We start from the raw sequence: 12,796 nt of genomic DNA on the forward strand, positions 1-12,796 counted from the left end.
ATAAACCTAATAATTGTTTGAAGCAAAGGTAGCTCTCCTTATAAAGCTAGGAAAGATGTACTTGCTCGGAACGATACGATTGCGCTGTACATTGTTTCCAAAGTTTTGTGCAGCCTTGATTTTTTTGTTTCTTTTTGTATCAAGACAAAAAGATATGCAAATTGTTAGAAAGGTTAAATCGTAGCAGAATTATAGCAAGTGCATAGAAATTTCTTGTGGATGGTGCGTTTGGGAAATTTTATGCTCTTGCGGCAACGACACGAGAATGTCATAAAAACTTTTTGCACGGATGTTTTATAGAATACGCGATTTATAATGCACCTAAAAGGTTTGCTTTTTTTTGGCGTGGGCTATGCGGTTGGAAATTGTGTTTAGAAATAAACGCCAGTAAGCGTTTAATTTATAAAAAGCAATCGAGCGCATAGGCAGCGGCAATTTTACATAGCGACTAATTATAGTACAAACAGCAGAATGTTTATTATTTAGTACTAAACCCAAGAGTCTAATGTTTAATGACCCAAGTAATACAGTTTCTTTAGGAGTTCTAAATATTATGGGATATTTTACATAATATTACATTATAGCTTACGAATATAAATGAAACTCAGGTCGTAAAACGGCTGTTACATAAATGCTGACGATATAGACCTAAAGGCGCTATATCTGCATCTATGTAAAATAGAACAGAAAAAGTTCTATTCGCCGTTTTACTCATATTATATATTTGTACTATAATTTATATTATGTAAAATAGGATATTTAAATGCTTCTCTGCTATTGATTCAAATTACAACTAATTATTTGATACTGCTTTATTATTATTTTCTTCAAGCTTTATTACTTTACCTCTATATTGTATGGATGTTCGGTGGTTACTTTGTATCATAATATCACTTCTCATATTTGAATATAATGTTACTGATACTCTTAGCCATTCTGTAGTGTTTCTAATTCCAAATTTCATCAAGTATCGTTGTTTTTTTTCATTATAAGTAATCTTAACATCTTCTGGCACGCCATCAAATTCTATATTATTATTCCTATTATTAAAGCCTGTAGATATTCGACGTTCTCCGTAGTATGGTAAATACACAGAAATACTATCTCCCAGAATTCTAAAATGATTGAAGTTTCCGATTAGGTTTATATTATTTGCTGTACTTCCTGCTGGAAATAAACCACTATTCGACAATGCATTAAGACTACTACTCGCTAACGGAGACGCCCAATCAGAGATGATTTCGAGTTTTTTTTGTGCTACCAATTCATCTAAAGCCTTACTTTCCTCCGTAGATATCTCCAGATTTTGTGAGCTCCCACAACTAACTAGTAAACAGCTTGTAAATATTAAAAAAAGAGTTTTCATTTTTATTGAAAATATACTAATAATTACATCAAATAACATACCATTTTTTAAAATATTAACACCTAAAACCCAGTTAATCAGTTTATAAATATGCTATTTTAATTTCTAAAACTTAAACCTTCCTTTCACATATAATAAGTTTGAGGTTCCATAATATCCAAGCTCTGATGCACCAAAGTTTAGATTATGATTTACCTCTAAAGAAAAATTAGTATCAAAATCATACCCCATACCATTTATAACTTTAGTCTGTAGTAACGGAGCTGTTATTTTATCATAAATATCAGCATTTTGTGTATATTCTATTTCCAAGCCAGAAGAAAGATGGAATTTATCTGTCAAATACAATTTTCCTCTAATTGGTACTTTAAAAACACCTGCAAATAGATATGTATCATTATATCCCTGTACTTCTATAAATAAATTCGAATTTACTTTATAGTTAATTGTAAAATATGAATGTTGTTCACGACTTGACAGTCCAGAATATGAAAATCCACCGATTGCTAATTTTGACTTCTCATGCCCTGCATCATTTACAGCTTTTTCTCTTTTCTGCGCATATATTTGTTTTCCTGATAAAAAAATAAAACATACAACTCCTATTATAAGTACATTTTATAAGTACATTACACCTTTTCTTAGATATTTGAAATAGTTTTAATTTGTGTTTATTAGATATTATAGAGTTACTATTTCTCATAATTATGTGATGGTATTGATTCAAAAAACATTCCCATTAAGGACTATCAAAAATGATATAACGTTACATAATTATAACATTTTACTTTAAATCTTTGTGATCCAAATACATTACTTTTGCCAGATGCAAAAAAGTAAGTTAGCTCAGTTTGAATTTGTAACCCTTATGGCATCTCTAATGTCTATAGTAGCTTTGGCTATTGATGCGCTTTTGCCTGCATTAGATATTATAGGTACGACCATTGGAACTACCGAGGTTGCCGATAATCAATTATTAATCACCATGATCTTTTTAGGTCTTGGTATTGGTCCGTTAATTTTTGGTCCTATATCTGACAGTCTGGGTAGAAAACCTATTGTATACATTGGTATTTTTCTATTTATTATTGCAAGTTTTATTTGTGTTTTTTCTACAAGCGTAGAAATGATGATTTTAGGAAGAATATTACAAGGTATTGGACTCTCTGCTCCTAGAACAATCAGTATTGCCATGATTCGTGATATTTATAGTGGTGATTATATGGCACGTATTATGTCTTTTATTACGGTAGTTTTTATTCTGGTTCCTATTATTGCTCCAGCTTTGGGTAAAGCTGTTTTGGATCATTATAATTGGCAAGCAATATTCTATATACAGCTACTATTTAGTCTCCTAATTTCATTTTGGTTTTGGAAAAGACAACCAGAAACACTTATAGAGTCAAAACGTATTAAATTTACTCCTTCTATTTTTATTGATGGATTTCTGGAGCTGATTAAACATAAAACAACGATCGGTTTCACTATTATTTCAGGTTTTATTACAGGTTCTTTTATGGTGTATTTGAGTACTTCTCAACAAATATTTGAGCAACAGTACCATCTCAAAGATGAATTTCCCTATATATTTGGTCTTTTGGCAATTTCTATAGGTACAGCTATTTTTTTAAATGGAACACTGGTTGTAAAATATGGAATGGAGAAACTAGTTACCATTTCTCTCATTTCTTTTTTGAGCATTTCTTTTCTATATATAGTATTGTTTTATAATTCACCAAATCCAAGTATTGAAGTTTTACTACTATTTTTTGGTTTGCAGTTTTTTGCGATTGGTTTTCTGTTTGGAAATTTAAGAGCTTTGGCTATGCAACCTATTGGGCATATTGCTGGGATTGGAGCAGCAATAACTGGGTTTATCTCAACCATTATGGCTGTTCCTATAAGTACTTACATAGGTAGATTTGTTACAGGTACTACACTACCTCTATTCGTAGGTTTTTTGACCTGTGCAGTCCTTTCTGTTTGCATTCTTATGTATATCAAAATATCAAGAAAAAAGACAATAACACCCTAGTATTTAATTTTAAGATGTACTTTTTTCTAGATTATTAAGGTTATTTGATACCGATAAATCACCATTTCCGGCAATAGTAAAACGATCTCTTTTTGACCCATATCCAAAATTAGAAGATCTTCTATATTTATTTTGGAAATCTGCAAATCGTCTTTTTTTAGTGTGATTCTCTTTATTACTCATAATCATTAAGTTTTATATGAATTACCTAATTAACAATGAACTCTCTTTCGAATTTATCACTTTTTTTTGATTTTAACCCGTTACTTATTAATGATTTATATTTTTTTTAAGAGTTGTTATACTCTTAAAAAATAAAAAGCGCTCTTTTATACTATGCATTAGTCAAAATGAGATGCATTTATGTAATGAGTTCTTCATTATTTTTTATCTTGTAACATGAATCATAGCTTATGAAAACACTTTTTTATATTTTAATCAGTATTCTATCTATCCAAGGATTTGGACAAGATTTTAGTGCGGCAGATTATGCATTAATCGATGATTCACAAAAATTAGATATTGATAAAGAGAATTCTAAAATATCTTTTAATTTTATTGAAGACCAGACTTCTGGAACAATTTCTGGATTAGACTTTAAGGTTAATTTTAGTCCCAAAAATGCAGAAAATGCCGTATTTAGTGGTACAGCGCTTGTTAAAACATTAGATACCAATAATTTTTTGCGTGATGGTCATTTGATGTGGGAAAAGTTTTTCCATAAAAAAAAATACCCTAAAATATCCTTTGTAAGCACGCAAGTAGTCACTTTTGAACAAAATACATATAAGGTTATTGGTAATCTTACGATCAAAGGAATTCAAAAAGAAGTAATTATTACCTTTTCTCTAGATGATAAAAAACTTTTAGGAAAAACAATAATTTACACCAGTGATTTTAATATTCATATTCATGATGATCACAAAAAGAATAAATTAAAGATATATTTCTATTTTCCTTTACTTTGATTGCTTATAATTTCTTCTTTTATAAATTGATTAATTTTCCATTGATCCCCCATTAGTTCATTTGTATTAGGTAGGTAATTAGCATATGGATAAGGGCCGTACTCAGGAGTGATGGTTATAAACGTTCTACCTTGTAATTCAGCATTATCAATCATAGCTTTCCACCATTTTTTGAATATTGACAACTCTACATTATATCGTGTGTCTCTTGGATCAATTAGTTGTGGTGTTTGGGCAGACCCAACTCTGGCATGAATATGATAGGTATGTTGAATAGCTTTTTTTACAATTTCTATTTGGTTCTCTAATAATGATTCTGCTACACAACACCAATGCGAAAAATCTGACGTAAGTTTTATAGCAGGGTTTTTTTCTAAATAGTCATAACATATATGTGATGCAAAAGAAAATCGAGACCTATGAGTTTCATGCGCTATGGGTACTCCTGTTTCGTTTTCGATATCTGTCGCCGCTTGAAGTAATAAAGTATTTTTCTCAATTGAAAAGAAATCCAGTCCTGTATGCGAGTTTATGAGTAAGGGCTTAGCTTCTGCTAAGTTGTACAGGTGTTTCTTGAATGTATCTAAATGTGTTTTAAAATCAAGTTCTTTTGTCTCCCAATGTTGCCCCACAAATTCTAATTCGTAATCAGAAAGGGTCGATAAGATTTCTTTTTTAGCATGGGTGTTTAGTGGTAAATCAATCTCAACACCATGATATCCCGCGTTTTTCACCTTCTTTAAAAAGGTTTCCCATTTCATATCAGCACTTCCCCATCTAGGGTAGATAAATTTTAACTCCATACTATTTTTAATTATTTTGATTTCTGAAAGACAAATGCAGTATAATCACCATGATGTGTCAATGATACAGGGATAGTGGCCTTTTTTTTATTCATACAAATCACAGGGATTCTATTTTTATCTTTTACGATAGAGACTATTGATATATCAAATTCTTCTGCGATTTTTTCTTTTATTTTGGTATAAACATCATTTTCATTTTTATAGACTACAGTACAATACGAAGTTTCTGAAATATAAGCAATACTATGAACATAGTGTTTATTGACCTCGGTATTGAGATTGTATTGCTCAGAATCCACATATACTTTATTTCTGAGCGTACATTGAAAACTTTTGGGGTTGTACCTAGGAGAAAATCCAAAACGTCTCTGGTGAACCTTATACGTAGCTTCTTTCATACTCCAAAATTTCCAAATCAATGTTTCTGGGTTTTCTGAGGTCAAAATATAGTGTTGCTCGATATCTGTATATATTTTTTGTAACCATCCTCTCCTCTGCCAATTGCTTTGTTGGTTGGCTACCTGAAAATCAACGATATCATTACCAATCATTTTATATACTTAGTTTATTTTTTATAACTTCGATAGAGGCTTCTACGGTAAGCATTTTCTCCATAGATTCATTATCAATTTCTATATCAAATTCATCTTCTACATCTAGCACTACATCTACCAAATTTGCTGAGTTTATCTCTAGATCTTTAATAAAATCAGTATGCATGTTGAGATTCTTAAGTCCTTCTTCATTTTGAACATAAGGGCTTATAATAGTCTTTAATTTTGATAGTAATTCTTCTTTATTCATACCGTTGTATTCTATATTTTATTGAAAAAAATTATATGCATTGTGATGTATTAAAATAATTGTTTTTTAATCTAGTATTTTTTAAAAATAACACAAGCATTCACATCTCCAAATCCAAAACTAGCTTTTGCTATAATGGTAAGAGGTTTATTAATTGTTTTAAGAGGAATTTGGTCTCGTGGTATCAAAGCTTCTATAGCGGGGTGTAAATCTTCAGAATTAATGTTTCCAAAAACATATCCTTCTTTGAGTTGTAATACCGCAGCAACACTTTCTATACTACCAGAAGCAGCAAGACAATGACCTACAAGGCTTTTTAGTGAATTAATATAAGGAAAATCTTTCCCTTTTCTCCCCAAGGCTTCGCTCCAGTTTTGTATTTCTATACTATCCATAGTGGTGGCAGTCAAATGACCATTGATGGCATCAATATCATTAGAATTAATATTTGCGTTGGTAATAGCTTTGCGAATGCAGTATTGTACTGCTTGACTATTAGGAGCGGTCATACTACCCCCATTACGTTGCCCACCACTGTTTACATGTCCTCCTAAAATTTCTGCATAAATAGTAGCTCCTCTTTTTTGCGCACTTTCTAAACTTTCTATAACTAAAGCTCCCGCTCCACTACCAGGAACAAAGCCACTGGCTGTTGCGCTCATTGGTCGCGATGCTTTGGTAGGGTTATCATTATATTTATAAGGCAAAATACGCATCGCATCAAAACCTCCCCATACATACGGGCCACTATCACTGGTGCTTCCTGCAAGAATAATTTCGGCATTACCTTGTGCAATATGATTATAGGCCATCAAGATAGCTTCAGTTCCTGTACTACAGGCAGAGGAATTTGTGGTAACTATATTACCACACCCAAGCATTCCTCCTAAAAAAGCACTAATACCACTTGCCATTGTTTGTGTGACACTAGTACTACCTAACCTTCTTACTTTTCCTTCATCAACTTTATAAATTGCTTCACGAAATTTATCAACTCCTAAGATTCCTGTTCCAAAAATTACTCCTGTATCCCAAAGAGGAGTTTGAGAATTATTGATTGATAATCCAGCATCTTTCCATGCATCCATTCCTGCGATAACTCCATATTCCATTCCAGAAGCATTCAATCCTTTTAACTGAATATTATTAAAGTAATTGTTTAAATAAGATTCTTTATATAGTGGTTTTCCAGCTATTTGACATGAAAAATTTAATTCTTTTAATTTTTCAATATAATGAATTCCACTTTTTCCTTTTTGGATATTATTATTAAAATCTGAAACGCTCGTTCCATTTGGAGCAACTACACCTAAACCTGTTATAACTACTCTTCTTTTATTCATCATTTTTCATAAAAGTCATTCCTGAAACAATTCCTTTGGCAACCAAAATATCTTCTGAGTTATACATCGCTACTTTGCATTTAAGCTTATTAAATCTAAAATATTCCTTCTCTGCAATTACAACCACCTTTTCTGTTGGATACACTGGTTTATAAAAATTCATATCACTACTAGTTATGGCAATCCCATTCTTTGCTTGATTCCACTCTCCTTTTAATAGATAAATCCCAAAACATGCCATTCCTATTTGAGCCATACATTCGGTAAGAATAACTCCAGGAGTTATAGGGTTATCTTTAAAATGACCTTTGTAGAAATACTCATCTTGCAAAAATGTATACGCCCCTTTAATATGTATATCATCTATCTCTATTATTTCATCTACAAATAGAAAGGGTTTGGTATATGGTAATTTCTGTATGATATTTTCTTTATTCAAAATAAAATTGATTTAAAATGCACACCCATCAGGAAGTGGTTCTTTTGTTTGTAAATCAACGGCAAACGTACTTTCTAAAGTACCTTTTTTAAACCCTTGGTTTACATTACCTGTAAAAACTTTATCACTATATCCACTCGTATTCATATGAACGCGTATATAGACTGTTTGCTCTTTATTTATTGCTATCGGCCCTCCAGATCTTACAAAAGGTTGTTCATTCACATGACTATGTGCCAAAATTCTCCTGTATAAAAGTGCTCCCTCATCAGAAATAACCTCCCACCAATCTGCATATTGCTCACAACCCTTATCAGGGCTTTTAATCCCTACGGCAAAAGAATAGTTGCCTTCATCCCCAGAAACAGTAACACTAATAATTTCTGCCTGAAAATTAGGTTCAGAAATATCACCCTCTGCTATTGTATTATCTTCTTTACACGACATACTATAGAATAGCATGGGCAAACACAGTAATAATATATTTTTCATCATCTATTTATTTTAATTTAAATGTTCTCCCCCGTTTACTGGTATGATGCAACCATTAATCCATGCGGCTTCATCTTTACATAATAAATATACAGCATTAGCTACATCTTCTGGGGTTGTTATTCTATTAAACGGATTACGTTGCAGGCTATTTGCTATAAGTTGCTCATATCCTGGTATCATTCGTAAAGATTGTGTATCTACAGCGCCAGGTTGTAAGCAGTTTGCTTTCACCCCATAAGGTGCAAATTCTAGCGCAATACTTCTACTTATCGCTTCCAGCGCAACTTTGGCGGCAGAAACTGCTGCATAATTAGTCCATGCTTTTGCATTTCCTTCACTTGTAAAAGAGATAACTCTCGTATCTTTTGTAAATAATTGGGCTTTAAATACAGCTGATACCCAATCATAAAGACTAATTGCCATAGCATCAATTGTCAATCGAAAATCATCATTTTTTAAAACATGTGTTGCATCTACCATTGGTTTTAGGTTTCCTTTGGCAACACTGTGTATAATTGTTTTTATCAATCCGTTACCAATCGTATTCTTGATGTTTGTAATTACTTCTTTTTGTTTATCTTCTTTCAGTAGATCTATATTAAACGAAAGGAATTCAATACCAATTTCTCTAATCTCATTAAAATCAGTGTCTATCTGCTTCATTTCGCTTTTTCGGTTGCGATGCACAATGATAATATTCATACCATGAAGTGCTAGTTTTTTGGCTGATGCTAGTCCTAAACCACTACTACCACCTAGAATAAGTGCCCATTCATTTTTATTTATAAAATCTTTATTCATACTGAAATTTAAATGCTGTTTAATTCATCAAAAAAATTACCATTCCAATAATATACGTTGAGCAGAAAAACCAGGACCAAAACTAAGCATCAACCCTGTTTCTCCAGAGGAAGGTTTTTGCCTCATAAATCGTTCTAGCACGTATAAAACTGTTGCGCTACTCATATTACCATATTCTTTTAAAACCGCCTTTGTATCCTCAATATTTTTGCCCATATGTCCAAAAAGCTCTTCTACTGTTTGTACAATTTTTTTTCCTCCTGGGTGAAAAATTAGATGATCGACTTCTTCTATCGTTGTATTATGTTTTGATAAGAAGGGATGAATGATTTGTGGAAAATGTGAAGCGATGGTTTCAGGAACCTTTGGGTCCAAAATCATTTGTAAACCTCCATTACTAAGCTTAAATCCCATCATTGTAGTCACATCATAAAAATGATACATTTCATCGCCTATTATTTTAGGCCCAACTATATTTTCTTCTGAAGATAATAAAGCACAAGCAGCACCATCACCAAAAATGGCAGCACTTACCATATTGGTCATACTATAATCATCTAGTTGAAATGTTGCAGTTGGAGATTCTAACGCTATTACAGCTGCTCTTTTACCTGGATTGGCTTGTAGAAAGTTTCTGGCATAAATAATTCCTGAAACTCCTGCAACACATCCCATTTCTGTAACAGGAAGTCGTACAATATCTTGTTTGAGTTGTAGCTCATTGATAATATATGCATCTACAGAAGGAATCATGATGCCTGTACAGCTTACTGTTATAATATAATCTATAGACTCTGGTGTCCAATTTATTTCTTCTAAAGCTTTTTTTAGCACAGAAACTCCTAGTTTTTTAATCTCTCGCACATAGATATCATTTTTCTCTTCAAACGAAGTTGCAGAAAACACTTCTTCTATACTCATGATGCCATAGCGTTTGTCTACAGCAGCATTTTCAAAAATTTTGAGAACCTTCCGTTTGAAACGATCGTTCTGATCCGATAACCACCTAGAAACAAAGGGTACTATTTCTTTGGTCTCTCTTTTATATTGTGGGAGCTCTTTGGTTACGGCAGCAATTTTTACACTCAAATTATTTACAGTTTTATCTTTGTTATTGTTGTTTTATGATCCATCTATATCTAAAAGCCCATTTCCAGTCAATGGAATAAGTATTCAAATTAAGATTGTTTGCTAAATCTAGTAGCTCACTCTTTTTAAACCCTCTTTTTATAGAAACCAACCCATCATTTTTTGCTATATATCCTCTTATAAAAAAGAAACTAAATAGTTTAAACAGATAATACGCTATTCTACTACGATGAAGATCGTTTATAATTACTCCAATACTACTTATTTTTATAACTTTATTTATCATCTTCTTTATTTCTTCATTACTAAGATGATGTAACGTTAATGTACAAATAGCAATATCACAAGAGAATTGAGAGGGTTCTAAATTCATAACATCTTGTTGATATAATGTTATTTCTGGATATAAGAGATTTAATCCTTTGCCAGATTCGATACTATTTTTATTTACATCTACGCCTATCAATTTTACAGTTTTTTTCTGTTTTCTATACGAATTTGCTATTGCTCTCAACATCTCTCCATCGCCACATCCCAAATCAAGAATGGTTACACTAGAACTGTTATACACATCTTTACTTAACTTCTGTACGGCTCTGATTGTTATTTCGTTACCGCCTAGCAATTGATTCGTTCTAGATATATCTGATAAAGCCACTAGGAGGTCTTTTTTATTCACCATTGGATCATCCATAAGTTCTACCTCATTACTCCTATGTTTAAGATTTACTAGCATATCAATGGTGCTCCATGAGTTTGTTTTATAATTTTTGACACAATAGCTGGCATCGTGTTTGCTAACGTATAAGACAACTCTTGTAGCCTATCATTGAGCAGTATTTTTTGCAAAACCCTACCTGTATATAATCGCTTAGAGAATGCTTGATCCCATTGCTTTTTATAAAGTTTCTCTATTTCTTTTCTTGACTTTTTTGTAGTTTCAAAATAATTAGTAGCCAATAACTTACTGACTATTTGAGCGCTTTGTATAGCCATTGCCATTCCATTACCACAAAGTGGGTGAATTAAACCTGCGGCATCTCCTGTCATTAAGATATGATTTTCTACTGCTTTCTTTTTATCAAAATTGATTTGACTGATCGTTATTGGTTTTTCAAAAAGCAATGTAGCTTCTTTAAAAAAACTATGTAAATATGGATTTTGCTCCATTATTTCTTTTTGAAAACCTGTAATATTTTTATGCTTTTTAAAACTATCATATGCTACAAGATAACAAGCATTCACCTTTTGTTCTTCTATCATAGAAAGGCCACAATATCCTCCATCAAAATTATGCAAGGAAACTGTATTGGGTTCAAAATTAGTAGTATAATGGGATTTTACCGCTAGCCAAGATGATTTTTTAAGGCTAAAATCTCGTTGTAATTTTTTATCAAGCTGCGCACGTTTTCCATAGGCACCAATTACATAATCACTTGTGAGCATTTGATTTTTTGCTGTTTCTATTTTAAAACCTGTGTCCTGCTTATATTTTATATCTATTACTTGATCTTGTATTAATTGTACCCCAGAAACTGTGGCTTTTTTCCAGAGATAATAATCTAGCGTATATCTACTTACACCAAATCCACCTAGAGGTAATTCACTCTCTATACAGTTCCCTTTTTTCGTAGTAATAAGAAATTTTGAAATATTGGTGGGTTGTAAACTCTGAATATCAATATCTAGAAAATCAAAATAAGGAAGCACCTCATTAGATATATATTCTCCACAGACCTTATGTTTAGGGTACACATTTTTTTCTATCAGAGTAACAGGAACTCCTGCTCTTGCTAAATGGATAGCGCTAGTTAAACCAGCTAATCCTCCTCCTATAATTATAACGTGTGAATGCATGTTTATGTAATGAAGATACGTAAAATTTAAGCATAAAAAAATCCCGACTGTATAGTCGGGATTTTGAATCAAATATTACAAAATTTTATTGTTTCACTTGTTTTTCTGCATCTTGCTTCATTTTTTCATTCGCTACAATACCAAGTTCTACTCTTCTATTTTTTGCTCTTCCTTCTGGTGTTGCATTGTCATATTTAGGCAATGTTTCTCCATGTGCATAAGTAGTTAATCTATTTCTACTTATCCCCTGAGATACTAAATAATTGGTTACTGCATTTGCTCTTTTTTGAGACAATGTCATATTGTAACTATCATTACCCGTATTATCAGTATGTCCTTCTACAACAATATTGGTATCTGGGTATTCTTTAAAAATACCAGCAAGTTTATTAAGATTAGCTTTTGACTTTGCATTAATAGCAGATTTATTAGTATCAAAATAAACTCCACTATTCTCATCAAATACTACATCAATACCTTCTCCTACTCTGGTTACTTCTGCTCCTGGTATTTCTGATTCTATTTTCTGAGCTTGTTTATCCATTTGTTTACCGATTACCCCGCCGGCAACTCCTCCTACAACACCACCAATTACAGCACCTAGGGCAGAATTCTTATTTTTTACATTATTTCCTATAATCCCTCCTAGCACAGCTCCTGCTGTTGTACCTATTACAGCTCCTCTTTGTGTATTATTTGAGTTTTTAACGGCTTCACAGCTTGTAAACATTGAAACAGCCATAACTGCAACCGCTAATTTTTTGAGATTTGCATTCATCATTTAAAAATTTGA

16 protein-coding genes are annotated in these 12,796 nt (G+C 32.2%); 2 read left to right on the plus strand and 14 right to left on the minus strand.

Annotation, left to right across the window (positions count from 1 at the left end; all coding sequences use genetic code 11):
* Nucleotides 1–793 precede the first annotated feature (793 nt).
* Together CVD18_RS14490 and CVD18_RS14495 are read right to left on the minus strand one after the other, a co-directional pair.
* Entirely contained in the window at nucleotides 794–1,366 is a 573-nt protein-coding gene (locus CVD18_RS14490) for a DUF4251 domain-containing protein (RefSeq protein ID WP_158250467.1), read from the minus strand.
* Nucleotides 1,367–1,471: 105 nt separating this feature from the next.
* On the minus strand, nucleotides 1,472–1,708 hold the full coding sequence (locus CVD18_RS14495) for a hypothetical protein (RefSeq protein WP_103866156.1): 237 nt from the start codon (nucleotides 1,706–1,708) through the stop codon (nucleotides 1,472–1,474).
* A gap of 484 nt (nucleotides 1,709–2,192) precedes the next feature.
* Between CVD18_RS14495 and CVD18_RS14500 the strand changes: the two genes are divergently transcribed.
* Nucleotides 2,193–3,401 carry a multidrug effflux MFS transporter gene (locus tag CVD18_RS14500; RefSeq protein WP_103866157.1) on the plus strand — a complete coding sequence of 403 codons (1,209 nt, stop codon included), beginning with the start codon at nucleotides 2,193–2,195 and terminating at the stop codon, nucleotides 3,399–3,401.
* A gap of 9 nt (nucleotides 3,402–3,410) precedes the next feature.
* On the opposite strand, the gene CVD18_RS22635 is transcribed toward CVD18_RS14500, so the two are convergent.
* Nucleotides 3,411–3,584, minus strand: a complete 174-nt coding sequence (locus CVD18_RS22635; protein ID WP_158250468.1) for a hypothetical protein — start codon at nucleotides 3,582–3,584, stop codon at nucleotides 3,411–3,413.
* Nucleotides 3,585–3,814: 230 nt separating this feature from the next.
* Here CVD18_RS22635 and CVD18_RS14505 point away from each other — a divergent pair, with 230 nt between their 5' ends.
* Complete coding sequence (locus CVD18_RS14505) at nucleotides 3,815–4,369, plus strand: YceI family protein (RefSeq protein WP_103866158.1); 555 nt, start codon at nucleotides 3,815–3,817, stop codon at nucleotides 4,367–4,369.
* Here the strand turns inward: CVD18_RS14505 and CVD18_RS14510 are convergent.
* The 11 genes from CVD18_RS14510 to CVD18_RS14560 form a co-directional block, all read right to left on the minus strand.
* A complete protein-coding gene (locus tag CVD18_RS14510; RefSeq protein WP_103866159.1) occupies nucleotides 4,351–5,172 on the minus strand; it encodes a sugar phosphate isomerase/epimerase in 822 nt (273 codons plus the stop codon). The genes CVD18_RS14505 and CVD18_RS14510 overlap by 19 nt on opposite strands.
* Nucleotides 5,173–5,183: 11 nt before the next feature.
* The gene (locus CVD18_RS14515) at nucleotides 5,184–5,726 is read right to left on the minus strand and encodes a 4'-phosphopantetheinyl transferase superfamily protein (RefSeq protein ID WP_103866160.1); all 543 of its coding nucleotides are present in this window, start codon (nucleotides 5,724–5,726) and stop codon (nucleotides 5,184–5,186) included.
* Between the two features lies 1 nt (nucleotide 5,727).
* A complete protein-coding gene (locus CVD18_RS14520) occupies nucleotides 5,728–5,979 on the minus strand; it encodes an acyl carrier protein (protein ID WP_103866161.1) in 252 nt (83 codons plus the stop codon).
* 71 nt (nucleotides 5,980–6,050) lie between these two features.
* Nucleotides 6,051–7,322, minus strand: a complete 1,272-nt coding sequence (locus CVD18_RS14525; protein WP_103866162.1) for a beta-ketoacyl synthase — start codon at nucleotides 7,320–7,322, stop codon at nucleotides 6,051–6,053.
* Nucleotides 7,315–7,761, minus strand: a complete 447-nt coding sequence (locus CVD18_RS14530; protein WP_103866163.1) for a 3-hydroxyacyl-ACP dehydratase FabZ family protein — start codon at nucleotides 7,759–7,761, stop codon at nucleotides 7,315–7,317. The genes CVD18_RS14525 and CVD18_RS14530 overlap by 8 nt, the downstream gene beginning before the upstream one ends.
* A 12-nt stretch (nucleotides 7,762–7,773) precedes the next feature.
* The gene (locus CVD18_RS14535) at nucleotides 7,774–8,256 is read right to left on the minus strand and encodes a hypothetical protein (RefSeq protein ID WP_146052801.1); all 483 of its coding nucleotides are present in this window, start codon (nucleotides 8,254–8,256) and stop codon (nucleotides 7,774–7,776) included.
* 9 nt (nucleotides 8,257–8,265) lie between these two features.
* Entirely contained in the window at nucleotides 8,266–9,057 is a 792-nt protein-coding gene (locus CVD18_RS14540) for an SDR family oxidoreductase (RefSeq protein WP_103866165.1), read from the minus strand.
* 36 nt (nucleotides 9,058–9,093) lie between these two features.
* Nucleotides 9,094–10,146 carry a type III polyketide synthase gene (locus CVD18_RS14545; RefSeq protein ID WP_103866166.1) on the minus strand — a complete coding sequence of 351 codons (1,053 nt, stop codon included), beginning with the start codon at nucleotides 10,144–10,146 and terminating at the stop codon, nucleotides 9,094–9,096.
* Between the two features lie 22 nt (nucleotides 10,147–10,168).
* Nucleotides 10,169–10,882 (minus strand): methyltransferase domain-containing protein, encoded by a 714-nt coding sequence (locus tag CVD18_RS14550; protein WP_103866167.1) that lies wholly within the window; start codon nucleotides 10,880–10,882, stop codon nucleotides 10,169–10,171.
* Nucleotides 10,876–12,003: an NAD(P)/FAD-dependent oxidoreductase gene (locus tag CVD18_RS14555; protein ID WP_103866168.1), complete on the minus strand. Its 1,128-nt coding sequence runs from the start codon at nucleotides 12,001–12,003 to the stop codon at nucleotides 10,876–10,878. Before CVD18_RS14555 ends, CVD18_RS14550 begins: the two co-directional genes overlap by 7 nt.
* 85 nt (nucleotides 12,004–12,088) lie before the next feature.
* Nucleotides 12,089–12,781, minus strand: a complete 693-nt coding sequence (locus CVD18_RS14560; protein ID WP_103866169.1) for an OmpA family protein — start codon at nucleotides 12,779–12,781, stop codon at nucleotides 12,089–12,091.
* Nucleotides 12,782–12,796: the final 15 nt, after the last annotated feature.

The sequence above is a fragment of the Aquimarina sp. I32.4 genome, from assembly GCF_002924285.1.
Taxonomy (GTDB): Bacteria; Bacteroidota; Bacteroidia; order Flavobacteriales; family Flavobacteriaceae; genus Aquimarina.

Bases quoted from the DNA above. Each gene is read 5' to 3' on its own strand.
- CVD18_RS14490 (WP_158250467.1), bottom strand. From the start codon at position 1,366: ATGAAAACTCTTTTTTTAATATTTACAAGCTGTTTACTAGTTAGTTGT.
- CVD18_RS14500 (WP_103866157.1), top strand. From the start codon at position 2,193: ATGCAAAAAAGTAAGTTAGCTCAGTTTGAATTTGTAACCCTTATGGCA.
- CVD18_RS22635 (WP_158250468.1), bottom strand. From the start codon at position 3,584: ATGAGTAATAAAGAGAATCACACTAAAAAAAGACGATTTGCAGATTTC.
- CVD18_RS14505 (WP_103866158.1), top strand. From the start codon at position 3,815: ATGAAAACACTTTTTTATATTTTAATCAGTATTCTATCTATCCAAGGA.
- CVD18_RS14510 (WP_103866159.1), bottom strand. From the start codon at position 5,172: ATGGAGTTAAAATTTATCTACCCTAGATGGGGAAGTGCTGATATGAAA.
- CVD18_RS14515 (WP_103866160.1), bottom strand. From the start codon at position 5,726: ATGATTGGTAATGATATCGTTGATTTTCAGGTAGCCAACCAACAAAGC.
- CVD18_RS14520 (WP_103866161.1), bottom strand. From the start codon at position 5,979: ATGAATAAAGAAGAATTACTATCAAAATTAAAGACTATTATAAGCCCT.
- CVD18_RS14525 (WP_103866162.1), bottom strand. From the start codon at position 7,322: ATGAATAAAAGAAGAGTAGTTATAACAGGTTTAGGTGTAGTTGCTCCA.
- CVD18_RS14535 (WP_146052801.1), bottom strand. From the start codon at position 8,256: ATGATGAAAAATATATTATTACTGTGTTTGCCCATGCTATTCTATAGT.
- CVD18_RS14540 (WP_103866165.1), bottom strand. From the start codon at position 9,057: ATGAATAAAGATTTTATAAATAAAAATGAATGGGCACTTATTCTAGGT.
- CVD18_RS14550 (WP_103866167.1), bottom strand. From the start codon at position 10,882: ATGCTAGTAAATCTTAAACATAGGAGTAATGAGGTAGAACTTATGGAT.
- CVD18_RS14555 (WP_103866168.1), bottom strand. From the start codon at position 12,003: ATGCATTCACACGTTATAATTATAGGAGGAGGATTAGCTGGTTTAACT.
- CVD18_RS14560 (WP_103866169.1), bottom strand. From the start codon at position 12,781: ATGAATGCAAATCTCAAAAAATTAGCGGTTGCAGTTATGGCTGTTTCA.